This window comes from Cryptosporangium aurantiacum (assembly GCF_900143005.1).
GTDB classification, from domain to species: Bacteria; Actinomycetota; Actinomycetes; order Mycobacteriales; family Cryptosporangiaceae; genus Cryptosporangium; species Cryptosporangium aurantiacum.
On record NZ_FRCS01000004.1, the window covers coordinates 1 to 24558 of the forward strand.

General features: G+C 69.6%; 24 protein-coding genes and 1 pseudogene. 11 read left to right on the top strand and 14 right to left on the bottom strand.

Going from position 1 to position 24558, the window contains the following annotated elements:
- Positions 1–321 (top strand): annotated as a pseudogene (locus BUB75_RS46230) (CDP-alcohol phosphatidyltransferase family protein); the annotation flags it as partial.
- A 97-nt stretch (positions 322–418) separates the two neighbouring features.
- Positions 419–1384 carry a DUF808 domain-containing protein gene (locus BUB75_RS14395; protein WP_073257316.1) on the top strand — a complete coding sequence of 322 codons (966 nt, stop codon included), beginning with the start codon at positions 419–421 and terminating at the stop codon, positions 1382–1384.
- Positions 1385–1432: 48 nt separating this feature from the next.
- On the opposite strand, the gene BUB75_RS14400 is transcribed toward BUB75_RS14395, so the two are convergent.
- Positions 1433–1708 carry a hypothetical protein gene (locus tag BUB75_RS14400; protein ID WP_073257319.1) on the bottom strand — a complete coding sequence of 92 codons (276 nt, stop codon included), beginning with the start codon at positions 1706–1708 and terminating at the stop codon, positions 1433–1435.
- A gap of 156 nt (positions 1709–1864) precedes the next feature.
- Between BUB75_RS14400 and BUB75_RS14405 the strand changes: the two genes are divergently transcribed.
- Together BUB75_RS14405 and BUB75_RS14410 are read left to right on the top strand one after the other, a co-directional pair.
- A complete protein-coding gene (locus BUB75_RS14405; RefSeq protein WP_073257322.1) occupies positions 1865–2212 on the top strand; it encodes a YciI family protein in 348 nt (115 codons plus the stop codon).
- Positions 2206–3390 (top strand): RNA polymerase sigma factor, encoded by a 1185-nt coding sequence (locus BUB75_RS14410; RefSeq protein WP_073257325.1) that lies wholly within the window; start codon positions 2206–2208, stop codon positions 3388–3390. Before BUB75_RS14405 ends, BUB75_RS14410 begins: the two co-directional genes overlap by 7 nt.
- Here the strand turns inward: BUB75_RS14410 and BUB75_RS14415 are convergent.
- The 4 genes from BUB75_RS14415 to BUB75_RS14430 are packed head-to-tail and all read right to left on the bottom strand — an operon-like array spanning position 3359 to position 7166.
- Complete coding sequence (locus BUB75_RS14415) at positions 3359–3622, bottom strand: GntR family transcriptional regulator (protein ID WP_073257328.1); 264 nt, start codon at positions 3620–3622, stop codon at positions 3359–3361. The genes BUB75_RS14410 and BUB75_RS14415 overlap by 32 nt on opposite strands.
- 40 nt (positions 3623–3662) lie before the next feature.
- Entirely contained in the window at positions 3663–4868 is a 1206-nt protein-coding gene (locus BUB75_RS14420; protein ID WP_073257331.1) for an acyl-CoA dehydrogenase family protein, read from the bottom strand.
- A gap of 9 nt (positions 4869–4877) precedes the next feature.
- Positions 4878–5912, bottom strand: a complete 1035-nt coding sequence (locus tag BUB75_RS14425; RefSeq protein ID WP_218617519.1) for an acyl-CoA dehydrogenase family protein — start codon at positions 5910–5912, stop codon at positions 4878–4880.
- Complete coding sequence (locus BUB75_RS14430) at positions 5913–7166, bottom strand: amidohydrolase family protein (RefSeq protein WP_073257334.1); 1254 nt, start codon at positions 7164–7166, stop codon at positions 5913–5915.
- A gap of 121 nt (positions 7167–7287) precedes the next feature.
- On the opposite strand from BUB75_RS14430, the gene BUB75_RS14435 reads away from it, so the two are divergent.
- The 6 genes from BUB75_RS14435 (at position 7288) to BUB75_RS14460 (ending at position 13248) form a co-directional block, all read left to right on the top strand.
- Positions 7288–7908: a TetR/AcrR family transcriptional regulator gene (locus BUB75_RS14435; protein ID WP_073257337.1), complete on the top strand. Its 621-nt coding sequence runs from the start codon at positions 7288–7290 to the stop codon at positions 7906–7908.
- A complete protein-coding gene (locus BUB75_RS14440) occupies positions 7905–8435 on the top strand; it encodes a hypothetical protein (protein ID WP_073257340.1) in 531 nt (176 codons plus the stop codon). Before BUB75_RS14435 ends, BUB75_RS14440 begins: the two co-directional genes overlap by 4 nt.
- 121 nt (positions 8436–8556) lie before the next feature.
- Complete coding sequence (locus BUB75_RS14445; protein ID WP_073257343.1) at positions 8557–9963, top strand: FAD-dependent monooxygenase; 1407 nt, start codon at positions 8557–8559, stop codon at positions 9961–9963.
- 133 nt (positions 9964–10096) lie between these two features.
- Entirely contained in the window at positions 10097–11626 is a 1530-nt protein-coding gene (qcrB, locus tag BUB75_RS14450; protein ID WP_073257345.1) for a cytochrome bc1 complex cytochrome b subunit, read from the top strand.
- Between the two features lie 54 nt (positions 11627–11680).
- On the top strand, positions 11681–12853 hold the full coding sequence (locus tag BUB75_RS14455) for an amidohydrolase family protein (protein ID WP_084741163.1): 1173 nt from the start codon (positions 11681–11683) through the stop codon (positions 12851–12853).
- A 104-nt stretch (positions 12854–12957) separates the two neighbouring features.
- On the top strand, positions 12958–13248 hold the full coding sequence (locus BUB75_RS14460) for a DUF4287 domain-containing protein (protein WP_073257348.1): 291 nt from the start codon (positions 12958–12960) through the stop codon (positions 13246–13248).
- 7 nt (positions 13249–13255) lie between these two features.
- Here the strand turns inward: BUB75_RS14460 and BUB75_RS14465 are convergent, their stop codons facing one another.
- Positions 13256–14437 (bottom strand): FAD-dependent oxidoreductase, encoded by a 1182-nt coding sequence (locus tag BUB75_RS14465; RefSeq protein WP_073257351.1) that lies wholly within the window; start codon positions 14435–14437, stop codon positions 13256–13258.
- A 114-nt stretch (positions 14438–14551) separates the two neighbouring features.
- On the opposite strand from BUB75_RS14465, the gene BUB75_RS14470 reads away from it, so the two are divergent.
- Positions 14552–15199 carry a TetR/AcrR family transcriptional regulator gene (locus BUB75_RS14470; RefSeq protein WP_073257354.1) on the top strand — a complete coding sequence of 216 codons (648 nt, stop codon included), beginning with the start codon at positions 14552–14554 and terminating at the stop codon, positions 15197–15199.
- Between the two features lie 94 nt (positions 15200–15293).
- Here the strand turns inward: BUB75_RS14470 and BUB75_RS14475 are convergent, their stop codons facing one another.
- The 8 genes from BUB75_RS14475 to BUB75_RS14510 form a co-directional block, all read right to left on the bottom strand.
- Complete coding sequence (locus BUB75_RS14475) at positions 15294–16982, bottom strand: FAD-binding protein (protein WP_073257357.1); 1689 nt, start codon at positions 16980–16982, stop codon at positions 15294–15296.
- Positions 16983–16984: 2 nt separating this feature from the next.
- Positions 16985–17761 (bottom strand): N-acyl homoserine lactonase family protein, encoded by a 777-nt coding sequence (locus BUB75_RS14480; RefSeq protein WP_073257361.1) that lies wholly within the window; start codon positions 17759–17761, stop codon positions 16985–16987.
- Positions 17758–19089 (bottom strand): MFS transporter, encoded by a 1332-nt coding sequence (locus BUB75_RS14485; protein WP_073257364.1) that lies wholly within the window; start codon positions 19087–19089, stop codon positions 17758–17760. The genes BUB75_RS14480 and BUB75_RS14485 overlap by 4 nt, the downstream gene beginning before the upstream one ends.
- 58 nt (positions 19090–19147) lie before the next feature.
- Positions 19148–19804, bottom strand: coding sequence for a TetR/AcrR family transcriptional regulator (locus tag BUB75_RS14490; RefSeq protein ID WP_218617520.1), 657 nt, complete (start codon positions 19802–19804; stop codon positions 19148–19150).
- A 77-nt stretch (positions 19805–19881) separates the two neighbouring features.
- The gene (locus BUB75_RS14495; RefSeq protein ID WP_073257370.1) at positions 19882–20613 is read right to left on the bottom strand and encodes an ABC transporter ATP-binding protein; all 732 of its coding nucleotides are present in this window, start codon (positions 20611–20613) and stop codon (positions 19882–19884) included.
- Positions 20610–22451 (bottom strand): branched-chain amino acid ABC transporter ATP-binding protein/permease, encoded by a 1842-nt coding sequence (locus tag BUB75_RS14500; protein WP_073257373.1) that lies wholly within the window; start codon positions 22449–22451, stop codon positions 20610–20612. The genes BUB75_RS14495 and BUB75_RS14500 overlap by 4 nt, the downstream gene beginning before the upstream one ends.
- A complete protein-coding gene (locus BUB75_RS14505) occupies positions 22448–23317 on the bottom strand; it encodes a branched-chain amino acid ABC transporter permease (RefSeq protein WP_073257376.1) in 870 nt (289 codons plus the stop codon). Before BUB75_RS14505 ends, BUB75_RS14500 begins: the two co-directional genes overlap by 4 nt.
- 98 nt (positions 23318–23415) lie before the next feature.
- On the bottom strand, positions 23416–24543 hold the full coding sequence (locus BUB75_RS14510; RefSeq protein WP_073257380.1) for an ABC transporter substrate-binding protein: 1128 nt from the start codon (positions 24541–24543) through the stop codon (positions 23416–23418).
- Between the last annotated feature and the right edge of the window lie 15 nt (positions 24544–24558).

Sequence of the window (24558 nt, forward strand, 5' to 3'; positions counted from 1 at the left end):
GCCGGCACGATCGGCCCCTGGGTCATCGCCATCGGCGCCTACCGCTACGCGTTCGTCGCCGCCGGCTGGGCCCTCCCCTGGCTCCGCGGCGACCTACCCCGCCGCCAATCCCGCAGCGCCGTCGCCGCCCTCCAAGGCATCGTGCTCATCGTCGCCGCCACCGGCGTCGTACCCACACCGGTCATCGCGCTCTCCCTCGCAGTGCTCACCTGGTCCTTCGCCCGCGACGTGCGCTACCTCCACCGGATGGGCGCCCGGCAACGCGCCGCGGTTCGCACCGCCCCGGCCGCCGAGCCGCTCGTCGGGGCGGGTCGTTCCTGACTGAACGGCCGACCGTTGCGGTACGCAATTCCACGGCTCTAGCGGCTCTTGCGAGAATTGACTCCGGACGCTGCTCAAGCCCCTGGAAGGACCACTCGTGGCCGGTGGACTCGTTGCACTCCTGGATGACGTGGCGGTGCTGGCTCGAACCGCCGCCGCCTCCATCGACGACATCGGGGCGGCCGCGGCAAAAGCGGGCACCAAGGCGGCGGGCGTCGTCATCGACGATGCCGCCGTCACGCCGCAGTACGTCCGGAGCATCGCCGCCGAGCGCGAACTGCCGATCATCAAGCGCATCGCCCTGGGGTCGCTGCGCAACAAGTTCCTGATCATCCTCCCGGCAGTGCTGCTGCTCAGCCAGTTCCTGCCGGGGCTGCTCACCCCGATCCTCATGCTGGGCGGCGCCTACCTGTGCTACGAGGGCGCGGAGAAGGTGTGGGCCAAGATCGCCCACCACGACGCCCACGGTCACGGCGACGAGGGCGCCCCGGACGAGAAGTCGCTGGTCTCCGGCGCGGTGCGCACCGACCTGATCTTGTCGGCGGAGATCATGGTCATCACGCTGAACGAGGTCGTCGACGAGCCGTTCTGGTCGCGTCTGGCGATCCTGGCCGTCGTCGCGCTCGTCATGACCGTCGTGGTGTATGGGGTCGTGGCGCTGATCGTGAAGATGGACGACGCCGGGCTGCGCCTCTCCGCGTCCTCCGGCGCCATCGCCGCCTTCGGTCGTGGCCTGGTGAAGGCGATGCCGCTGGTGCTCACCGCGCTGACCGTGATCGGCACCGCCGCGATGCTGTGGGTGGGCGGGCACATCCTGCTGGTCGGCACGGACGATCTCGGCCTGCACTTCCTGTACGAGACGGTCCACCACGTCGAGGAGGCCGCCCATGACGCCACGGGTGCTCTCGGCGGGTTCGTCGGCTGGGTCGTCAACACCGTTGCCAGCGCGATCCTCGGGCTGATCGTCGGCGCGCTGGTCGTCCTCGTCATCACACTGACGGTTCACCGTCGCAAGGCCAAGAAGGCCGCCGCCGCCGCCGCAACCGAGACCGACTCGCACTGACCGCCGCCGGCCGTCGGTCGTTCCGCGACCGGCGGCCCCGAGCAGCACTCAGGGCGGGGGCAGGTGCGAGCAGCACCGCTTGCAGCTGCCACGCCCCTTGCTGAACACCTCACCGATCGGAACCCAGGTCAGATCCGCGGGGACCCCACCGCGTCGCCGGACGGATCCCTGACCGTCACGGAGCCCGTCACAGTTCGCGTCGAGGTGGAAGACGCTGCCGCCTGCGGTGATCGCCACTCGCCTGGGGTAGCCGAGCGCCTGCGCGCGACAGTCCGCACACTGGCTGATCGGCAGGTCATGGATGCATCGTTCGTCGTCCGGCACGCGAACCAGGGTCCACGATGGAGCGCCCGTCCGGCAACCGAGCCGCTTGACGCCCCCCCTGGCCGGGGGGTCAAAATTTCCGGGGTCGAGGTGTCGAGATCGTGGGTCGCCGTTCGTCTTAGCGCGTGACCATCCGGCAACGACGAGGAGGCGGCGATGAAGTACGTGGTCCTGATCTACCAGGGTGACGCACAGGAGCGACAGGCCGCGCTGTCCGAGGACGAGCAGAAGCAGGTCTACGCCGACTACCAAGCGATCAACGAGACTCCCGGCGTCACGTCGGTGCCGCCGATGGGGCCGGCCGCGAACGCGACGACGGTCCGAGTCGAAGGCGGCAAGACGCTGACGACCGACGGCCCGTTCATCGGCATGAAGGAAGCCGTGGGCGGCGCGTTCATCCTGGAAGCCGACGACCTGGACGCGGCGATCGAGATCGCCGCCCGGGTCCCCGCGGCACGCTACGGCGGCGCCGTCGAGATCCGACCCTCGGAAGTGTATTGGTAACGACACTCGAGCAGATCTTCCGCGACGAATGGGGCCGCGTCGTAGCGATCCTGATCGGCCTCCTCGGCGACTTCGACCTCGCCGAGGAGGCCGCCCAGGAGGCCTTCGCGATCGCGGCCGAGCGGTGGCCACGTCAGGGCATTCCCACCAACCCGCGCGCCTGGCTGATGACGACCGCCCGCAACCGAGCGACCGACCGCATCCGCCGCGATCAGGTCGGCGCGGCCAAGCTCGGTCTGCTCGCCGCTACCGATCGTGTGGAGGCGCCGATGAACGCCACGACGTTTCCCGACGAGCGGCTGGAACTCATCTTTACCTGCTGCCACCCGGCGCTCGCCGTCGAGGCGCAGGTCGCGCTCACCTTGCGGACGCTCGGCGGGCTGACCACCGGCCAGATCGCCCGCGCGTTCCTCGTCCCGGAGCCCACGATGGCGCAGCGGCTCACGCGCGCCAAGCGCAAGATCAGGGCAGCCGGCATCCCGTTCCGGGTGCCGCCCGCGCACCTGCTCCGCGAACGCCTCGACGTGGTTCTCGCCGTCGTCTACCTCATCTTCAACGAGGGCTACGGCGGCCGTGACGAACTCGGGGCCGAGGCACTCTGGCTGGGACGCGCGCTGGCCGAACTGCTCCCCGACGCCGCCGAGGTCCACGGGCTGCTGGCGATGATGCTCCTGCACGACTCCCGCCGCGACGCCCGCTTCCGCGGTGGCGAGCTGGTGCTGCTCGCCGACCAGGACCGATCCCGGTGGAACACCACGCAGATCACCGCCGGACGCGCTGAGCTCGACCGCGCGCTCGCCCTGAGCGGCCGTGGGCCCTACGTCCTGCAGGCCGCCATCGCCTCGCTGCACGCCGAGACGCCCTGCGACTGGCCGCAGATCGCCGCACTGTACGGCGCGTTGGCCCGCCTGACCGGCTCCCCCGTCGTCGAGCTGAACCGCGCGATCGCGATCGCCGAGACCGACGGCGCCGCGGCGGGCTTGCGGATCGTCGACAACCTCGGTCTCGACGACTTCCGCTACGCCCACGCGACCAGGGCCGACCTCCTGCGGCGCCTCGGGCGCGCCGACGAGGCGTGTGACGCCTATCGACGTGCGTGGCTACTCACCGACGTCGGCGCCGAACGTCGCTTCCTCGAACGCCGGCTCAGCGAACTGGGAGCTGACGCGACTTCATAGCGTCAGGGCTGAGGACGAACGTGCCGCGGCCCTGGCGGGTCACGACGAGGCCTTCATCGCGCAGCACCTCCATCGCCAGACGTACGGTGTTGCGGCCGATGCCGTGGCTGGCGATCAGCTTGGCCTCCGAGGGAATCGGCGTACCCGGGCCGTAGACACCACTGCGGATGTCGGCGCGCAGAAGGTCAGCCAGTTGCCGGTACAACGCTCGGTCAAGATCCGGGTCCAACATGGTCCCAGAATACACGCCTCATTCCAACGAGTGGTTGAGTTCAGCGAGGATCGGCGGTACTCCGGGGCGCCACCAACGCTTTGCTGCCGGGATACGTCGGACGCGGCAGGCCGAGCACGTGCTGCGCGACGATTCCGCGGAACACCTCCACCGTGCCGCCGTAGGTAGCGGTGCCCTGCGCGAATCGGTGGTTGAACTCCAGCAGCCCGTCGTCCAGCGCACCGTCGGCGCCGCGCGGCAACAGAGCCTGCGGGCCTACCAGGTCCAGGAGCAACGGTGCCTGCTGCACCAGGACGTCGGAACCTTTGATCCGGCCCATCGGCCCCGGCGTCACCCGCGCGACCTCGGCTTCCATCGCGGCCCTGCCGAGCGCTTCGAGAAAGGCGGAGTCCTCGGCGGCCGACGGGTTCGCCGTCTTCGCCCAGCGCGCCACCGCATCGACCCCGTGCTCGAGAAGGCGCGAGAACGTGATCCCGCCGGAGATGTCGCTGACGACGTCCGACGTCCCGAGCGCGTGCTCGGCGTCCAGCGGTTCGTGCAGCACCGACCAGCCCGCGTTGACCCCGCCGAGCCGGTACCGGTCGTCGATGAGGACGTCGCCGAAGTACACGATGTTGGTGCGCTCGCCACCGTAGGTGCGGATCGCGTGGATCTCGACCCCGGGAGCGTCCAACGGCACCAGGAACATCGTCAGGCCGGCGTGTTTCGGCAGCGACGGATCGGTGCGAGTGAGCAGGAACGTGTACTGACAGTTGTGCGCGCCGGTCGTGAACATCTTGGCGCCGTTGATCATCCAGCTATCGCCGTCGCGGACGGCACGCGTCTTGGCCGCAGCGATGTCGGAGCCGCCGTCGGGCTCGGTATACCCGAGCGCGAACCGGATCCGCCCCTCCGTCACACCGCTGCCGAGCTCGGCCAGCAACGCGGGCTGACCGAACTTCTTGACGCTCGGCCACACCAACCCGGTGGTGCCGCGAGTGATCCCGGGGACCTCGTGCCGAACCAGCTCGAGCTCGAGGATCCGGGCACGCACCGGGTCGAGCCCCGCCCCACCCTCCACGACCGGGCTAGTGGGAAACAGCCACCCGCGGCGTCCCAGCGCCAGGTGCACCGGCTCCCAGAACCCGTCGCCGGTACGCCGCTCGTGCTCGCGGCCCTCGTCGGTCATGTGCTCGCCGAGGTAGCTGCGGACGTCGTCGGCAAATGCTTGTTCTTCAGCAGTGAGCTGCAGCAGGCTGAGGTCCACGGAAGCTCCCTAGGCGCGAGCGATGAGCAGTGCGGCCGCCTCGCGGAGCCCGTCCGCCGGATTCCCGGCCAGAACACCCCAGCCTTTGGCACGGAGGAAGTACAGGCTCGCGTCGGCCTCGGTGGTGAATCCGAGCCCGCCCTGCACGTGTGCGGCGACGGTGGTTCCCCGCGTGGCGACCTCGTTCGCTGCCGCGAACGCCAGCGGCACGAGCTCGGGCTGGGTGTCCGGCTCGTTCTCCGTCATCCAGGCGGCCTTGCGCACGAGGTTCTGCACACCCGAAATGCCAATTTGGACGTCGACCAGGGGGAACGCCACACCCTGGAGCGTGCCGATGGGCACTCCGAGCGTCTCGCGGGTCTTCGAGAACTCGACGCCGAGCGTGAGCGCCGCCTCCGTCATACCGACCAGCGCAGCGGCGGTCAGCAGCTTCCACTCGGACACGGCTCGCCGGTGCAGCGTGGCGGCACGTTCGCCGGTGGCGAGGCCCGTGACGGCCGCGCCGGGATCGGCCTGCCACCAGCCCAGCGGCGTTGATCCCTGGTTGGGCACGTGTTCGGACGGCTGCGCCGCGCTGTGGAGCGCCAGGGTTTCGCCGTCGTAGACCACGACGTCCGCCGCGATCGCGGCGTCCGGGACCAGCCGGCGCGCGCCCGGCGGGACCGGTTCGAGAGCGAGCGTCACGATGCGCTCCCCGGTGGCCCCTTCACGCAGCCCCGACGCGGCGAGGAGCCGGGTGGCCACCGCGTGGCTGATGAACGGCGCCGGCGCCACGGCGTGGCCGTGACGCTCGGCGACCAATACGAGGTCGAGCAGGGTCGCGCCGTCGCCGCCTGCGGACTCCGGCAGGCCCATCGACGCGGCGCCCATCGACACCAGCTGCGCCCACAGCGCTTTGTCGTGGCCCAACGGCTCGGCGGCACGGACCACGCTGGTCGGCGACTCGTTGGCGTAGAAGTCGGCGAACGCGTTGTGGACCGCTAGCTGATTGTCGTCCAGCGAGAAGTCCTGCCGCCGAAGCGCGTCTCGATCCAATGAACCCATCTAGTGCGCGGCCTCGTACATTTTTTTCCACTCGGCACGGGGCCGGATCGTGACGTCCACATCGGTGGCCGTCGCGCGCAGGGCGCCGACCGTCGCGTCGGACTTCGAGATGTGCTTGAACGGGTCCCAGCCGAAGAACCGGGCGCTGTTCTGCCAGGTGATCATGTTGATCTCGTCGTCGGAGACGCCCGCGTTGTTCATCTCGTTGAGGACGAACTCGGGTGCGTTCGGGAAGATCGAGTCGGAGTGCGGGTAGTCGCACTCCCAGGCGATCGTCTCGATGCCGATCTCGTGGCGGTTCTTGAGCGCCGCCGGGTCGGTGACGTAGCAGGCCAGCGAGTGCGCCTTGAAGACCTCGCTGGGCAGCGACCCACCGAAGTCACGCCGCAGCCAGCGCTGGTTGGTGTAGTGCCGGTCGCTGCGGTCGAGGTAGAACGGGATCCATCCGATGCCCGCCTCGGACCAGGCGATCTTGAGGTCGGGGAAGGTCCGCATCGCCGGACCCCAGAGCAGGTCCTGCGCCGCGAGCACCGACACCTGAGTGGCCAGGATGATCATGTTGTCGATCGGCGCGCCGGGGGTGAGCCGGAGCGCACCGAGCCCCGCGCCGATGTGCAGGCACATGACCGTGCCGGTGTCGCTGCAGGCCTGGAAGACCGGGCCCCAGTAGTCCATGTCGTGGTAACTCGGTACGCCCTGGAGGTGCGGCAGCTCCGGCATCGTCACCGCGCGGACGCCCTTGGCCGACAGGCGGTGGATCTCCGAGACCATCTGCTCCTGGTTCCACACGGGCGCGATGCCGATCGGGATCATCCGGCCCGGATAGGCGGCGCACCACTCGTCCACATGCCAGTCGTTGTAGGCCTGCAGCATCCGGAACGCGAGGTCCTTGTCCGGGGCCTTCTGGAAGAAACCGGCGGAGAAGCCGGCGAACGTCGGGAAGCACATCGACGCGAGGATGCCGTTGCGGTCCATGTCGCGGACGCGCGAGTGGATGTCGTAAGCGCCGGGACGCATCTCGGCGTAGCCGGCGGGGTCCATGCCCCATTCCTCGGCCGGCCAGCTGACCACGGCGTTCAGACCCATCGGGCCCATCGACGCGCCCTGGAAGACCCAGTTGTCGATGCCCTTTTCATCCTTGATGCACTTGGGCGCGGCGTCCTTGAGCTCCTCCGGAAGGTGCCCCTCGAACATGTCGGGGGGTTCGACGACGTGGTCGTCGATGCTGATCAGGGTCATGTCCTCGATGCGCATGATTCCGTCCCTTCCTTGCCAGGCCCGCCCGTGCCGACACGTTTCCCGTAACCCTTTCGGGACCGTAGCAGTCGTGTGGCAGACTCTGCCAGTACTCGACAGGATCTGCCTGAGGAGCGGCGTGGATCTACAGCAGTCCTTCCGTACGCAGACCGCGAACGCACGCCGCGAGGCGGGGCGCGACGTGATCACCGCGCGTGCGGTGGAACTGTTCGAGCGGCAGGACTACGACGACATCACCGTGTCGGACCTGGCCGCTGCCGCGGAGATCTCCGAGCGGACGTTCTACCGCTACTTCGCCTCCCGCGACGACGTGCTGATCGAGTTCGGGGTTCGCGGCGGGTCGCGGATTCCCGATCAGCTCGCCGCCCGTCCGTTCAGCGAACCACCGCTGGAGGCACTGATCCGGGCGATCGCCCATCGCAACGAAGCGGCGCAGGAGCACTCTCGCGCCTGGAACGCGATCGCGAGGCGGCTGCCCGCGAAGTACGCGTTCATCGGCGAGGCGGTCGGACGCAAGATCCGGAAGATGATCCTGCCCGTACTGCGGCAGCGGCTCACTGCCGAGCAGATCGCGCGGGGCGACGACGTCCTGCTGGTCGGCCTCGCCTGGACGATCGTCGCGAGCGTCGCCGCAGCGAACCACAGCACCACGTACACCGAACCGCTCGTCCTGGAGGCGGCCGCCCGTGCGCGGGCGGCCTTCGTGGCGATGAGCGAGCACATCCTGGAGGCAAAATGAGCGTCGAGGCCGCTGACCGGTCCTACAGCCCCGCCGACGTCGACGAGCAGGTCCGCGCCGTCGGCCGGTACGTGCTGAGTTATTCGCTGGTGGTCGAGGCGCTGCGGTGGCGCGTTCAGGTCATGCAGAACGCCCTGGACGAAGCCCCGACCGCCGCCCAGTTGCCGCCCCGGGAGCTGCTCGAAGCCTTCTCCGTTCTCACCCGCCGGTACAAGGACGATCTCCGGATCGACGCATTGCTGGCCTCATTGGAGGCCGAGCTGACGGCCGTCTTCGAAACCCGGGACGCCCAGGACCACGGCGACTGGCTCGTCGGGTACGCCTGGATCGACCCGGACATCGGCGTGGAGGCGCGCCGGGTCCCCACGCTCAAGCACCTGAACGTCGCCGAGCTGAACGCGGCGTCCGATCGTTTCGAGGCGTTGGAGCGCGTCTTCCGGATGTGGATGCACGCGATCAGCCCGCTGACCGGCGACCTCGGGGCGTCGCCCTACTTCAAGATCGTCGACGACAAGGTGCGCTGCTAGGCGGCTCCGCCGGGCCCTACCGGGCCGGCGGAGCGGCCGGTCGCGACGAGTGCGCCGCAGACGTGGCAGGTGAAGGCGTCGAGTCGGTCGTGTCCGCGGATCCCTGCCAATGAGGGGTTGCATGTTCGACGTCATCATTGCCGGATGCGGGCCGACCGGCGCGATGCTGGCCGCCGAATTGCGGCTGCACGATGTGCGGGTCCTCGTTCTGGAGAAGGACACCGAGCCCGTATCGTTCGTCCGCATCGTCGGCCTGCATATTCGCAGTCTCGAGCTGATGGCCATGCGCGGACTGCTGGAACGTGTTCTCGAACACGGGAGAAAGCGTCCGGCCGCCGGGTTTTTCGCCGCCATTCCGAAGCCAGTGCCCGACGGCCTGAATTCCGCGCACGCCTATCTGCTGGGCATCCCGCAGCCGGTCATCGTTCGCCTGCTCGAGGAACACGCGATCGACCTGGGTGCGCAGGTCCGGCGTGGTTGTACGGTGGCCGGCTTCGAGCAGGACGAGGAGGGTGTCACCGTCGAGCTCGCAGTCGGGGAACAGCTGCGTGCGCGCTATTTCGTCGGCTGTGACGGAGCACGCAGTACGGTCCGCAAACACCTCGGCGTGGGTTTCCCCGGCGAGCCGTCGCGTACCGAGACGCTGATGGGCGAGCTGGAAGTGGGTGTGTCCGCGGAGGACATCGCCGCTGCGGTGGCCGGAGTCAGCGAGACCCCATTCTGGATCCGGCCCGCCGTCGGCGGCGCGTACAGCGTCGTCGTGCCCGCCGCGGAAGTCAGCGACCGCGCGGAACCGCCCACCCTCGAGGATTTCCAACAGCAGTTGCGCACGATCGCCGGAACCGATTTCGGCGTGCACTCCCCGCGCTGGTTGTCCCGCTTCGGAGACGCCACCCGGCTGGCCGAACGCTATCGGGTCGGGCGGGTGCTGCTGGCCGGCGATGCGGCACACATCCATCCGCCCGCCGGCGGGCAGGGCCTCAACCTGGGTGTTCAGGACGCCTTCAACCTCGGCTGGAAATTGGCCGCGCAGGTGCGCGGCTGGGCGCCGGAAACTCTGCTGGACACCTACGAGGCCGAACGTCATCCGGTCGCCGAGGACGTGTTGGACAACACCCGCGCCCAGATGGAGCTGTCGGTGGACGAGCCGGGCCCGCGGGCCGTGCGCAGGCTGCTCACCGGGCTGATGGACTTCAACGAGGTGAACCGGTATCTGATCGAGAAGATCACCGCGATCGACATCCGCTACGACTTCGGCGAAGGACCCGACCTGCTCGGGCGCCGCCTGCCGGACATCGACGTCAAGCAGGGCCACCTCTACGGGCTGCTGCATCGCGGCCGCGGCCTGCTGCTCGACCGCACCGAACGCCTGACCGTCGGCGGCTGGTCAGACCGGGTCGACTACCTCGCGGATCCCACTGCGGCGCTGAACGTTCCGTGCGCCCTGTTGCGCCCCGACGGCCACGTCGCCTGGATCGGTGACGATCAACAGGACCTGGACGCCCACCTCTCCCGCTGGTTCGGCTAGCGGCAGACGTCGCCCAGGCTCGACCGGTGGCGCGCGTCACGCGACCGAGCCGTCACAAACGAGTGACCCACCGCCGTCTCCTGTTCACGGGCGTCGCGCTGCGCGGCGCGACTCCACGAGCAGGAGTTCGGGCATGAACGAACATTCCCACGGCCCCGGCCGGTCCGCGGCGACCCGGGCCGTTCCACCGTTGCGCGCCGTGCTCAACAGGGTCTTCCCCGACCACTGGTCGTTCCTGCTGGGTCAGATCGCGCTGTACTCGTTCGTCGTGTTACTCGTCAGCGGCACGTTCCTCGCGTTGTTCTTCGAGCCGTCGATGGAGGAGGCCGTGTACGACGGGTCGTACACGCGGCTGCAGGGAACGACGATGTCCGAGGCCTACGCCTCGACGGTGGACCTCTCGTTCGAGGTTCGCGGTGGTCTGTTCATGCGTCAGCTGCACCACTGGGCGGCGATGCTGTTCATGGCGTCGATCGTGGTGTACCTGCTGCGGGTCTTCTTCACCGGCGCGTTCCGCAAGCCACGGAAGGCGCAGTGGGTGATCAGCCTGCTGTTGTTCTGGACCGGCCTGGTCGCCAGCTACACCGGCTACATGGTGCTGGACGACGGCATGTCCGCTTCCGGTATGCGGATCCTGTCGGCGATCCTCATGTCGGTGCCCGTGGTCGGCTCGTGGCTGGCGATGTCGGTCTTCGGCGGCGAGTACCCGGGCGAGGTGATCATCGGTCGCCTGTACCTCCTGCACCTACTGACGCCGGTGCTGATGATCGGTCTGGCAGCCGTCGGCGCGGTACTGCGGCTCCGGCAGAAGCCCGCCCAGTGGCCGGGTGCGCACCGCAGCAGCACGAACGTCGTGGGTCAGCGCGCCTTTCCGCAGTACGCGGCGAAGCAGACCGGTCTGTTCCTGGGCGTCTCCGCCGTGCTCGCGTTGCTGGGTGGCCTGTTCCAGATCAACCCGATCTGGCTCTACGGACCGTCGCACGCGGCGGTCGCGGCCGCGTTGTCGCAGCCGGCCTGGTACGTCATGTTCCTCGACGGTGCGGTCCGGCTGATGCCGCCCTGGGAGGTCACGATCCCGATCGGTGACGGGTACGCCGTCCCGCCGCTGTTCTGGGCGGCGGTGGTGCTGCCCACGATCCTGGTCGTCCTGCCGATCGCCTACCCGTTCATCGAGGCGCGTGTGCGGCGGGATCGCCGTGAGCATCACCTGCTCGAGCGTCCCCGGGACGCGCCGGCCCGCACGGCGTCGGGGGCCATGGCCGTCACGTTCTACCTCGTGCTGACGCTCGCCGGTGCCGGTGACGTCCTCGCCCTGACGTTCCACATCAGCGCGAACGCGGTCACCTGGGCCGGTCGGATCGGGCTGGTCCTCCTGCCTGCGGTGGCGTACTGGATCACCTACCGCATCTGTCTGGGGCTGCAGCAGCACGACCGGGAGGTCCTGGCACGCGGCGTGGAGACGGGCATCATCCGGCGCCTGCCGGACGGTGGTTTCACGGAGATCCACCAGCCGCTCGCGCAGCCCGACGACCAGGGTCGTAGTGCGTTGCCGTACGCCGGCTCGGCGGTGCCGAAAAAGCTGAACCACCTCCGTGTGCTCGAGGCCGTGGAACCAGCGAGCCCCTCCACACCCCTCGATCGAGGGGTACGACGGCCGGTGTAATCCGCGCACCATCGGCCCTGCGCCTCAACTGCCCGAAGACAAAGGAGCACCACCATGCACAGCAGGAGTTGGACCAGACGCGACGTCCTCACGGCCGCAACGGCGGGCGTGGGACTGGCCGCGACGCTGAACTCGGCCGGCCCCGCGACCGCGGCCGAAGACGGCCGGTCGAAGGTGGCGTTGACCAACGTCCGGGTCTTCGACGGCCGCAGGCTCACCGCGCCGACGACCGTGGTGGTCACCAACGGCGTGATCGGCGGCAGGACGGCCGGCGCCCGGATCATCAACGGCAACGGCGGCACGTTACTGCCCGGCCTGATCGACGCCCACGTCCACGTGCGGAGCCTCGACATGCTGGGGCAGCTGACCGGCTACGGCGTGACTACCGCACTGGACATGGGCTGCTGGCCGTCCACACTGGTCGACTCGCTCCGCCACCGGACCGGTCTGACCGACTTCCGCAGCGCCGGGGTTCCCGCGACCCCACCGGGAAGTCGTCAGAGTCAATCGCCGGGCTACCCGGCGAACGGCGTCGTCACCGGGCCGCAGCAAGCGTCGGCGTTCGTGGCCGCACGGGTCCGCGAGGGCTCGGACTACATCAAGCTCATCGTCGACGTCCCCGGCCTGTCGCAGGCGACCGGCAACGCCCTCACGGTCGCGTCGCACGCGGCGGGCAAGCTCGTCATGGCCCACGCGGCGTCGAACGCCACCGCCAGTGCGGTGCTGGCCGCCGGGGCGGACGTCATCCACCACGTTCCGCTCGACGCCGCCCTCACCGCCGCGCAGGTGTCGCGATTCGTGACGGGGGGCCGCGTGGCGGTGCCGACCCTCACGATGATGGAGGGCTTCGGGGCGCTCGGCGACCCCGCCTACGACTACGCGCAGGCGCGCAACAGCGTCGCCGCGCTGCACCGGGCCGGTGCGCGGATCCTGGCAGGCTCGGATGCCAACACCACCCCCGGTGTCCCCGTCCACCCGGAGTTCGGGTCGGGCCTGCACCACGAACTGGAGCTCCTGGTCCAGGCCGGGCTCTCCCCGGTCGATGCGCTGCGCTCGGCGACCGTGCTGCCGGCCTCGGCGTTCCGGCTGCGTGACCGCGGGCTCATCCGGCCGGGCTACCGAGCCGACCTCGTCCTGATCGACGGCGATCCCACCGCCGACATCCGGGCGACGCGGAACATCCGGCACATCTGGGCGGGCGGCATCGAGTATCCGCCGGCCGGCTGAGCGTCGTCGGTTCGAAATTTTCTGAGGGTCGATGTCCGGATCGGCCCGGTGGCCGCGACGCATGGGTGACAGGCATCCGAGAAGCCGCACCCCAGGAGCGAATCATGTCCTTCCAGGCCTACCTCGACGCGATCGAAACCAAGACCGGCAAGACGCCCGCCGAGCTCGTCGCCGCCGCACACGAACGCGGCTACGGCTCCGACACCCGCGCGAACGAAATCCTGCAGTGGCTCAAGGACGACTACGAGCTCGGCCGCGGCCACGGCATGGCCCTCGTCCACGTGGTCAAGAACGGGCCGACGATCAGCGACAAACATGTCGGCAGCACCGGGACCCACCGCGATCCCAGCACCGTTCTGCACTTGGACGGCAAGGCCAACCGCGGCCGGGAATGACCCCGCGTCAGTCCTCGATGAGCGCGAGTTGCTTGGTGATCTCCGCCGGATTCGAGTCGCCCGCGACCTTCTGCAGGAACGGGGTGTGGTCGAACACGAAGTCGCGCACCGGCCGCAGGAGCGCCGGGGTGTGATGGAAGACCTTGCCGAGCATCCAGGCCTGGTTCACCTGCCGGGCGGTGTGCGGCTTGCGCGGAGTCTCGTACGAGTGCAGCGCCGCGCAGACGGCGTCGAAGTCGGCGAGGTCGACACCACGGAGGGCACGGCCGACGAAGTAGCCGTCTTCGATGGACATGCCGGCACCGTAGGCGGCGTACGGGGACGTCGCGTGGGCGGCGTCTCCGGCCAGGGTCACCCGCCCCTGCGACCACTGCTGGAGCGGCTTCCGGTCGCGGAGCACCCAGCGCTGGACGTTGCCCGAGTCGGTCGCGGCGACGAGGCCGGGGAGCGGCGCCGGGAACCCGGTGGCTAGCGCCGCGGCCGCGGCATGCAGGTCTGCCGGCGGGGGCGCGGCGGGGTCGGTGGCGGTGAGCACCCACCACTGGTGACCGTCACGGCCCTGGTGCCGGATCGACGTCCAGCTGCCCTGGACGGTGGGGCCATGAGTGAGGACGCACGTGTTCGGCGTGGTGCCCGGGACGTCGGCGAAGGTGAAGCCGCCGAAGATGTGCAACCGATGCTCGCGCTTCGGCGAGTCACCCCAGAGCGTCCGCCGCACGAGGGAGTCGATGCCGTCGGCGCCGATCAGAACGTCGTGCTCGGCAGTGCTGCCGTCAGCGAAGTGCAGCGTGACCGCCCGCTCATCCTGTTCGATGCGCGTCACCTGCTGGTTGAACCGGATCACATCGTCCGGGAGCGCGGCGAGCATCCGCTCGTACAGCTCCGGCCGCAGCAGCCCGATGAATCCGCCGCCGTAGGCGGCCTTCACGGCCGGGTCCAGTTTCACGGTGACCCGAACCTTGCCGCGCAGGTTGCGGAACTGGGTGTCGGTGGGGGCGCCGAGGTCGTCGGTGTCCACGCCCAACCGGCGCAGCGCCTTCAGCGGCGGCGGCCACAGGTTGAGGATGTTGCCGGCCGGACGCGCTTCCCGATAGCGCTCGTACACCACGACCTCGTGACCGGCCTTCAACGCACCGAGCGCGGCGGCCATACCGGCCGGTCCGGCACCGAGCACAGCAACAGAACCCATCGGACACCCCAGCGTGTCGCAGAAAACAGTAGCGTTCGCTACTGTTAGGCGAGAACTTTAGCGTCCGCTACTGTTCTGTCAAGACGTCATCCGGACGACGGGAGAGCGCGCGCCGTGGCCGACGCCGAGCTGGAGGTCCGGCCGCCGAAGCAACGCCGCAGCCGGGAGGCGTGGAACCGAGTCCTGGACGCCGGCGTGACGATCCTCGAGGAGGACGGCTACGAGGCGTTCACGATCGCGGCGGTGTGTGAGCGCGCCAACGTCGCACCACCCGCGATCTACGCCCGGACGACCAGCAAGGAAGCGCTGTTCCTGGCCGTGTACGAGCACGGGATCGCCCGTCTGGTCGCCGATCAGCAGGCGCTCGAGCCCGCGGACCGCTGGACCGGCTACGCCCCGGCCGAGCTCGTGCGGGCGGTGGTGGCCGAGACCGTGCGGATTCCCCTGCGGCACCAGCGCTTTCTCCGCCCGGTGGTGCTGCTCTCGGCGTCCCACCCGGAGATCCGGCGCCGGGGGTCCGGCTACAGCCGGGCCCTCGGCGAGCAGTTCACCCAGCTGCTGGCACCGCTCGCCGATCGGATCACCCACGATCACGTCGGCGCCGCGATGTCGACCTGCTTCGACACCGTGTTCGCCACCACCGTCATCCGCGTGGCCTACGGCCCGGGCTTCGCCACGGCGGCGGTCGAGGACGACGACGCGTTCGCCGCCCGGCTGGGCGAGACCGCGGTGCGCTACCTCCTGAGCACCGATCCCTCCTGAGGCCCGCGGCGACTCGCTATCTCCGGCCTCACGCCTGGTCGTAGTGGATGTACGGATTCAGGATCTGCCGTTGCCACAGACCTTGAATGATGTTTCATCGACACCAAGCCTCCAGGGAGGCGTGGTGCGCGGCGCGGTAGCCGAACGTCAGCGCGGCGCCGACCTGGCAGCCCGCACCCGGATATTCCGACCCCATCGGCGACTGCGCGTCGTTGCCGCAGGCGTAGAGCCCCGGAATGGGCTCGGCGGCGGAGTCGAGCACGCGGGCCGAGGCGTCGATACGCAGCCCGAGGGTGGTGGCGAGTGGTGTCGGCACCACGGAGATCGCGTAGAACGGAGCCGTCTCGATCGGCCCGACGTTGGGGTTGGGCCGGTGCGACGGATCGCCGTACTGGCGCCCGTAAGGGCTCTCGCCCTTGCCGAACTCCTCGTCGATCCCGCTGATCGCCGAGCGGTTCGTCCGGCGCACGGTCTCCTCCAATCCGGCCGGGTCGACGCCGATCTCCACCGCGAGATCTCGCACCGTCGCGCCGGCGCGCAGGTAGCCGTTCGCGACGTAGCGCTGGAGGACGCGGCGGGGAACCCTGGGCCGGACGAGGCCGAGCCCGTAACGCGCCAGGGACCGGGAGTCGATCACGAGCCAGGCCGGTGCGGCACCCGTCGCGTACATCGCGCGGACGAAGCGGTGGTAGGACACCGACTCGTCGACGAAGCGGCCTCCGGTGGTGTCGACGGCGACGATCCCCGGCTTCGCCCGGTCCCAGATGTGCGGAAACACCACCTCCGACCCGTCCTTGCGCCGGCCGATCGAGCTGGGGAACCAGACGGCGTTGTCGTCCTGCGGCTCGCTCAGCGCGGCACCGCCGCGCTGGGCGAGGACGAGCGTGCTGCCGGTCGCGCCGTCGGCTGCGGGAGTGAAGGCCGGTGTCGGCGCCGGTAGGTGGACCGCGCGCCACTCAGGACTCGCCGCGAACCCCCCACCGGCCAGGACGATGCCACGCTTCGCCCGCACCCGGACGGTGGCACCGGCCTGATCGACGATCGCGCCGACGACTCGGCCGTCCTCGCGCACCAGCTCCGTGGCGCCCGCGCCGGTCCGGACCACTCCTCCGCGGCGCACCAGTTGCCAGTACAGGTTCGCGACCAACGCGTTGCCCATCGTCAACCGGGTGCCACGGGGGAAACGCAGCCGGTCGGCCGCCCACCGCACTCCGAGCCGTGCCGCCAGTGCCGTCCCGGCGATCGAGCCGTCGAAGATCGCCATCAGCCGGTCCACCTCTGGCCTGCGCAGCATCATCGTGCCGCCGAACAGCGCGAATTCCGGTATCGGCCACCGCACCGTTCGGAATCGTTCCCGACCGAGCCGGCGTCCGTCGAACGTGGCGGGCTCCAAGGCCCGGCCGGTGCCCCACCCCGCGATCTCGGGGTGGTAGTCGACGACGGTCGCCGAGTGCCAGAACTCGACGCCGAGGCCGGCGAGGTGCGCGATCGCCGCCGGGCCGTGCGTCAGATACGCCTCCCGGAGTTCCCGCGGCGCGCGGTCCCCGACGAGCGCGTCCAGGTACCGGCGTGCCGCCGCGGTGTCCCCGGGCCCGTCGGCCCGGAAGTGGTGGCCGGGTATCCACGCCGTGCCCGCGGAGTAGGCGGTGGTGCCGCCCACCCACGCGGTTTTCTCCAGGACCAGCGCCGACAGCCCGGCGTCGGCGCCGACGAGCGCGGCGGTGAGACCACCGGCTCCTGCTCCGAGGACCAGCAGGTCGACGGTCTGATCCCAGTCGGCCACCGTCAGGCGATCCGGACGATGTGCTCGGCGACGGAGGGAAAACGGTTCCGCACCTCGGGGTCGTGTCCGGGCACGATGACGCCACCGTCGGCGAGCCAGCGGGCCCGGTCGAACGCGGTATACACACCGGCCATCGTGTGCAGGATCGTGCCCGGCCGGTCGGTGTCGAGGTTCTCGTAGAAGTGGCTGGAGTCCGACGCCAGGACGACCGGCCCGGCGTCGGTGTTCACCCGGACGATCTGCATGCCGGCGGTGTGGCCGCCGACCGGGTGCACGGAGAGCCCCGGCGCGATCTCGCGATCTCCCTCGACGAGCTCCGCCCGGGCGGCCACGTCGTCGAGGTCGGCCTTGTCGACCAGCCACGCCTCGCGGGTGATTCGCGCCGCCGCCGGGCCGGTCCAGTACTCCAGCTCGGCCGCCGTCACCACGACCCGGGCGTCGGGGAACGACCGCACCCCGCCCGCGTGGTCGTAGTGCAGATGGGTCAGCACGAGCGTGTCGACGCCGTCGATCCCGACCGACGACAGCAGCGCCGGGACCGACGTGCGGAACTCCCAGCCGGACAGCGGCAGGTCGGCGTCCGGGTCGATGCCGGAATCGACGAGGATCGTCCGGTCCGCGGACAACGCCAGCCAGGCGTAGTACGCCGTGGGGTGCGGCTCGGCGGCGGTGGCGTCCCAGCCGAGGAAGTGCTCACCGCGGACGCCCGCCCGACGTCCGTACTGCAGCGCGTACACCGCGTACCGATCGCCGGACGGTCCACGAACCAGCGCGCTCACCGTGCCTCCTCCGCCGGCACTCGCGGGGTGCGTGCGCCGAGGTCGTCGGTCGGCACCCGGTAGGTCTCCTTGCCGGTCAACACCGCGACGATGTTCACGCCGCACAGCAGTGCGGTGATCAGGGCGGCGCCGACCCAGGCGTCCTTTCCGTCACCGGCCACGGCGGTGATCACCGAGGGCACGAATCCAGAGATCGCGAAGCCGATCTGAGTGCCGAACGCGGTGCCGGAGAGCCGCACCCGGGCGGAGAACATCTCGCCGTAGAACGCCGGCCACACCGCGCTGGTGGCCGTGTAGACGACGCCGAAGAACAGGATGCCCGCGAGGAAGATCAGCACGTAGTTGCCGGTGGTGATCGTCCATAGGTACACGAACGTCATCACCGCGGAGCCGATCGAGCCGCCGATGAACTGCGGCTTGCGGCCGATCCGGTCGGACAGCTTGCCCCACTGCGGGATCGTGAACAGCGCGACGACGTTGGCCAGCACCCCGACCAGCAGCATCGGGGTCCGTTCCAGCTCCACCGTGTTGACCGCGTACGACAGCGCCCAGACCGTGAAGATCGTGCTCGGCGTCGCGATCACCGCGGCGAAGATGACGCGCAGCACGGCCCGCCAGTGGTACCGGAACAGCTCCGCGAGCGGGACCCGCGGAACCTCGCCCCTGGCCGCTTCCCGCTCGAACACCGGCGTCTCGTCCAGCGACCGGCGGATCAGCACCGCGATGATCGCGACGATCGCGCTGAGCCAGAACGGCACCCGCCAGCCCCAGCTCTCCAGCGCGGAGTCCGGCAGCGTGGCGATCGGGATGAAGATCGCGGTGGCGATCGCCTGCCCGGCCTGGGTGCCGCCGAGCGTGAAGCTGCTGTAGTAGGCGCGGCGGTCCTCCGGCGCGTGCTCGAGCGTCATGGAGTTCGCGCTGGCCTGCTCACCGCCGGCGAAGAAGCCCTGTAAGAGCCGGAGGAACACCAGGAGGATCGGCGCCGCGACGCCGATCGCGTCGTAGGACGGGAGGCAGCCGATCAGGAAGGTCGCGATACCCATCGCGATGACGGTCGTCATCAGCACCCGGCGTCGGCCGTACCGGTCGCCCACATGACCGAGGACGAGCGCGCCGAGCGGACGGGCGGCGTACCCGACACCGAAGGTGGCCAGCGAGGCCAGGGTGCCGGCCGCGGGGTCCTCGTTCGGGAAGAACACCGCCCCGAAGACGAGCGCTGCGGCGGTGCCGTACAGGAAGAAGTCGTAGTACTCCAGCGCGCTGCCGATCCAGGCCGCGCGCGCCGCTCTGGTCGAAGCGCTCGGAGGGGTGATTGCCGCAGGTGCCATGTTCGTCCTCCTCGACGACGTACGCCACGCGCGTATGTACTACCTCGTGAGTACGCTACTAAGCGCGGGGTCGAGCCGTCACGTGGTCGACGACCAGATCTCCCAGCACCCGGCGCAGGTGCCCCCGACGCCCGGGGTCGAGCAGATCCCGCCCGAAGATCGCTCGGAACGTGTACCGGTTCGCGCCACGGAAGATGCAAAACGAACTGATGATCATGTGGACGTCGAGCGCGTCGAGATCGTCGCGGAACGTACCTTCGGATCGACCTCGTTCAAGGATCCGCGCCAGGACCTGCAGTGCGGGGGCAGCCAGCCCGTCGCGCGCCTCGGAGCTGAGCAGATGTTCGGCATGGTGAATGTTCTCGATGCTGACGAGCCGCACGAAGTCCTGGTGTTTCTCGTGGTGGTCGAACGTCAACTCGGCCAGTTGCCGCAAGGCGTCGGGCGGGGAGAGGTGGTCGACGTCCAGGCTCTGCTCCAGCGCGCGGATCCGGCGGTACGCGTGCTCCAGAACCGCGACGTACAGACCCTGCTTGCTGCCGAAGTAGTAGTAGATCATCCGCTTGGTCGTGCGCGTCTTGCCGGCGATCTCGTCGACGCGCGCGCTGGCGTAGCCATGTTCCGCGAACGCGTGGGTCGCGACCTCGAGGATGTCCGCGCGAGTCCGCTCGGCGTCCCGGATGCGCTGGGACGGCGCCACCTTCGAATTACCCACCATCGCCTCCCGTACGAACTGGTGAGTACAGTACTGCGCCCGCACTCCCGAGCCCGGCGGACCGGCGCCGCACCGGCTCACAACCCGAGGTAGATCCGGCGCACGTTGGGGTCGTGCCGCAGCTCCTCGGAGGTCCCGACCATCGCCACCTCGCCGTTCTCCACGACCAGGCAGGTGCTCGTCGCCTCGAACGTGAGCTTGGCGTTCTGCTCGACCAGCAGCAGGCTGAGCCCCTCGGACGACAGGCGCTGCAGCACGGCGAGGATCTCGGCCACGAGCTTCGGCGAGAGTCCCATCGACGGCTCGTCGAGCAGCAGCAGCCGGGGACGGCACATCAGCGCCCGTCCGATCGAGAGCATCTGCTGCTGCCCGCCGGAGAGCGCGCCGGCCAACCGTCCCTTCATCTCGCCGAGCACCGGGAACAGCTCGTAGACCTCCCCCAGCGCCTGCTTGGTCTCCGCCTTCCACGGCCGGGAGTAGGCCCCGAGGAGCAGGTTCTTCTCCACGGTGAGGCCCGGGAACACGTGCCGGCCCTCCGGGACGTAGCCGACTCCGTGCCGGACCATGTCGCGGGCGGGGACCTTCGTGAGGTCGAGGTCGCCCCAGCGCATCGTGGTCGCGGACCGCGGGACCAGACCCATGATCGCCCGGAGCGTGGAGGTTTTCCCCGCGCCGTTGGCGCCGATGATGCCGACGGCCGACCCCGCGGGAACGGTCAGGCCGACCGACCGCACCGCGGAGACACCGCCATAGTTGACGGTCAAGCCTTCGACCACCAGTTCTTCGGTGGTCGTCACGGTCTGAGTCATTGCCGGCCCTCCGGTTCCTCTGCGGATGCCGCCGCCGAGGTCACGGCCGGAGGCAGGACGTCGTCCATCGAGTCACCGAGGTAGGCCTCGATGACCTGCGGCGCGGTCGCCACCTCGTCCGGGGTGCCGTCGGCGATGATGCGTCCGCTGGCCAGCACCGTGACGTGCTCGCAGAGCGACATGACCAGGCCCATGTTGTGTTCGATCAGCACGACCGTCACGCCGCTGTCCCGGATCGAGCGAACGATCTCGCCGAGTTGCCGCACCTCGTCGCCGTTGAGACCGGCGGCCGGTTCGTCCAGCAGCAGGAGCCGGGGCGCGCGGGCCATGGCCCGCGCGATCTCCACCCGGCGCTGGATCCCGTAGGGCAGCGCGCCGGGGAGGGAGTCGGCGAAGTCGGCGAGCCCGTACCGCTCGAGGATCCCGTCGGCCAGAGCGCGCAGCCGCCGGTCGTGGCGCCAGACGCCGGGCTGCCACACCGCGTACTGCCAGATGCTGCGGGTTCGGGTCTGGTCGAGCGCGACCAGCACGTTCTCCCGCACGGTCATCGCCGGGAAGAGCCGGAGGTTCTGGAACGTGCGGGCCACGCCGGCCTGCGCCAGCCGGTACGAGGCCGCGTTGGTCAGCGGGCGTCCGGAGATGCGCACCGCGCCCCGGGTCGGCTTGTAGAAGCCGCTGATGACGTTGAACAGCGTGGTCTTGCCCGAGCCGTTCGGCCCGACGATGCCGCGAATCTGCCCCGCCGGAACGGTCAGCGACACGTCGTCGAGCGCCTTGAGCCCGCGGAAGTGTTTGCTGATCCCGTCGATCTCCAAGGCCGGCGGGGCGCCGACGGCGCGCGACGAAGCGTCCGCATAAGGCTGGAAGGGACGCAAAACCGCGCGGGAAGCCGAGGCCGGCCGTCGGCGCCGATAGGCGCCGCGGATCCGCTCCGGCAGACCGGCAAGGCCGGTCGGCGCGAACAGCACGGTGAGCACGACGACGCTGCCGTAGGCGATCTGGGCGTAGGTCGGGTAGTCGACCAGCCACTCCCGGACCAGCGAGAGCCCGACCGCGCCGACGACGCAGCCGACCAGCGACTGCCGTCCGCCGATGATGACCATCGCGAGCAGCAGGAACATGTTCGCGATGCTGAACGTCTCCGGCGCGACGTAGCGGATCAGGCCCGCGTAGAGCACACCGGCCAACCCGCCGTAGACGCTGGAGAGCGCGAACGCGGTCATCCGCAGCATCGGTACCTCGGCACCCATCGCGCCGGCGGCGAGCGGGTCGTCGCGCATCGCGCGGAGCCGCCGCCCGAGCGGGGTGCGGACGACGAACTGCCCGAACGTAAGCAGCACCGCGAACGCGATGATCTCCAGGTAGTAGTAGAGGTACTCGCTGGAGAGGTCGACCCCGGGCAGCGTCGGCACCGGGATGCCGGAGATGCCCTCCGCTCCCCCGGTCAGCTCGGTGTTCGTGAGCCAGTTCGTGAACGCCAGCGCCAGGCCGAGCGTGACGATGCCCAGGTAGTGCGACTGGACCCGCAGCGCGGGCGTGCCGACGAGCAGACCGACGGCCACCGTCGCGATGACAGCGAGTACGGCGGCCGTCCAGAATCCCCAGCCCTCTTTGACCGTGAGGATCGCGGTCACGTAGCTGCCGAGGCCGAAGAACGCGATCTGCGCCAGGTTGATCTGGCCACCGATGCCCATCGCCAGGCCCATACCGATGGCCAGGATCGCGAAGATGATCGTCACGTCGATGACGTGGATGGTGTAGCGGCCGACGGTGTAGGGCAGCACCACGGCCACGAGCGCGAGCAGGGCGAGCACGCCGCCTTTCGACAACGACTTCATGCGCGGTTCACCGTCGTCTCCCCGAAGATGCCGGTCGGCCGGAACATGATGAGCACTGCGAAGACGACGAACGTCACCAGCTCGGAGTAGCCCTGGAAGTGACCGGCCGCGAACGAGTCCAGGACGCCGATCGCGAGGCCACCGATGATCGCGCCGGGGATGCTGCCGAAGCCGCCGAGGATCGCCCCGGCGAACCCCTTGATGCCCAGCGCACCACCCATCGACGGGCTCACGTACAGCAGCGGCCCGACCAGACCGCCGGCGAGCGCGGCCAGCCCGGCACCGATGACGAACGCGATCGCGTTGCTCCGTCCGACGTGGATGCCGACCGCGGTGGCGGCCTCGTGGTCCATCGCGACCGCCTGCATCGCCGCGCCGCGTTTGGTGCGCTGGAGGAACAGCACGAGCAGCACCATCGCCGCGGCGGCGACTGCCAGTACGACCAGGTCGTAGGTGCGGATCCGGATCCCGAACACGTCAAGCGGCGCGGACGGCACCGGCGACGGGACCGCGCGGCCGGTGGCGCCCCAGATCACGATCGCCAGCGCGTCCAGGACGATGCCGAAGCCGATCGTGCCGATCAGCATCAGGTCGAAATCCTTGTTCTCCAGCGGCCGGAGAACTCGCTCGATGATCACGCCGATCAGCCCGGTGACCGCGATCGCGACGACCATCGCGAGCGCGAACGGCAGCTTGACCGAGAGGTAGAACGTGGACGCCAGGTAGGCGCCGATCATGACGACGTTGCCGTGGGCGAAGTTGACCAGGCCCATCGTGCGGTAGACCAGGGAGAATCCCATGGCGACCAGCGCGTAGATCGCTCCGAGGCTGATGCCGCCGACAAGCGTCTGAACGAAGACTTGCATGACTCTCCCTGTGCGGGCCGAGAACACGGGACGGAACGGGGCCGACCGCGGTGCGAGTCCGCCACCGGGAGGCGGACCCGCACCGGGCCGGGGTCAGGTCAGCTCGCCGCGACGAGCTTTCCGCCGGTGATCGTGCCGATCGACGTCTCGAAGATGCCGACGCCGGTGTCGTCGAACGCGAAGTTCCCGAGCAGGCCCTCGTGCTTGACCGCGCGGATCGCGTCGGCCAGCTCCTTGCCGGTGGCGACCTTGCTGTTCTTCAGCGCGGTCAGCAGGATCTGCGCGCCGTCGTAGGCCTTGGCGCCGTGCAGCTCGGCCTCCTCGTTGAACGCCTTCTGGTAGTCCGCGGCGAACTTCTTGGACGCCTCGCTGATGTCGTTGCTCAGGTACGGCGAGGACACGATCGTCCCCTCGGCGTTCGCCGCGCCCGCGGTGTCGAGGAACACCGGCGTGCCCTGCGGAGCCGCACCGGCGAACGGCACCTTGATCCCCAGGTCACGGGCCTGCTTGACGATCAGGCCGGACTCGACCTCCTCCGCGCCGAGGAAGATCAGCTGCGGAGCCTTCTGCCGGATGTTGGTGAGCGCGGCGCTGAAGTCCTTCTGGTCGGTGGTGACGATCTGGTCGGCGACCGGCTTGATGCCCCGGTCGGCCAGCGCCTTGGTGAACGCGTCGTGCTCGCCCTTGCCGTATCCGCCGTTGTTGGTGATCATCGCGATCTTGGTGATCTTCTTCTGATCGACGATGTACTTGGCGAGCGTCTCGTCGTAGGTGGTGCTGGTCGGTCCGTTGAGGAACAGGAACGGGCTCTTCACCGCGACCAGGCCCGGCGACTGCCCGGACGTGATGTTCGGGATCTCGGCCTGCTGGAGGATCGGGGCCATCGCGATCGTCACCGCGCTCTCCGCGGTACCGAGCATCGCGATGTATCCCTCGCTGTCGATCTTCCGCGCGAGGTTGGTGCCGATCGTCGGGTCGCCCTGGTCGTCGAAGAGGCCGAGTTCGATCTTCCGGCCCTCGATGCCGCCCTTCGCGTTCCACTCGTCGACCGCGAGCTTCACGCCCTTGTACTCCCACTTGCCCAGCGAGGACAGCTGCCCGCTCTGGGCGTCGACGACGGCGATCTTGATCGGGCCGGAGCCGCTGCCGCCGTCGTCTTCGTCTTCGCCGGGAGCGCTGCACGCGGCGCTGAGCGTCAGCGCGAGGACGGCCGCCGCGGCTGCCATGGCGCGGAGTCTGAA

Coding starts and splice junctions, on each gene's coding strand:
- BUB75_RS14485 (WP_073257364.1), bottom strand. CDS start 19,089: ATGGCACCTGCGGCAATCACCCCTCCGAGCGCTTCGACCAGAGCGGCG.
- BUB75_RS14440 (WP_073257340.1), top strand. CDS start 7,905: ATGAGCGTCGAGGCCGCTGACCGGTCCTACAGCCCCGCCGACGTCGAC.
- BUB75_RS14510 (WP_073257380.1), bottom strand. CDS start 24,543: ATGGCAGCCGCGGCGGCCGTCCTCGCGCTGACGCTCAGCGCCGCGTGC.
- BUB75_RS14430 (WP_073257334.1), bottom strand. CDS start 7,166: ATGCGCATCGAGGACATGACCCTGATCAGCATCGACGACCACGTCGTC.
- BUB75_RS14465 (WP_073257351.1), bottom strand. CDS start 14,437: ATGGGTTCTGTTGCTGTGCTCGGTGCCGGACCGGCCGGTATGGCCGCC.
- BUB75_RS14405 (WP_073257322.1), top strand. CDS start 1,865: ATGAAGTACGTGGTCCTGATCTACCAGGGTGACGCACAGGAGCGACAG.
- BUB75_RS14460 (WP_073257348.1), top strand. CDS start 12,958: ATGTCCTTCCAGGCCTACCTCGACGCGATCGAAACCAAGACCGGCAAG.
- BUB75_RS14495 (WP_073257370.1), bottom strand. CDS start 20,613: ATGACTCAGACCGTGACGACCACCGAAGAACTGGTGGTCGAAGGCTTG.
- BUB75_RS14505 (WP_073257376.1), bottom strand. CDS start 23,317: ATGCAAGTCTTCGTTCAGACGCTTGTCGGCGGCATCAGCCTCGGAGCG.
- BUB75_RS14455 (WP_084741163.1), top strand. CDS start 11,681: ATGCACAGCAGGAGTTGGACCAGACGCGACGTCCTCACGGCCGCAACG.
- BUB75_RS14415 (WP_073257328.1), bottom strand. CDS start 3,622: ATGTTGGACCCGGATCTTGACCGAGCGTTGTACCGGCAACTGGCTGAC.
- BUB75_RS14425 (WP_218617519.1), bottom strand. CDS start 5,912: ATGGGTTCATTGGATCGAGACGCGCTTCGGCGGCAGGACTTCTCGCTG.
- BUB75_RS14500 (WP_073257373.1), bottom strand. CDS start 22,451: ATGAAGTCGTTGTCGAAAGGCGGCGTGCTCGCCCTGCTCGCGCTCGTG.
- BUB75_RS14445 (WP_073257343.1), top strand. CDS start 8,557: ATGTTCGACGTCATCATTGCCGGATGCGGGCCGACCGGCGCGATGCTG.
- qcrB (WP_073257345.1), top strand. CDS start 10,097: ATGAACGAACATTCCCACGGCCCCGGCCGGTCCGCGGCGACCCGGGCC.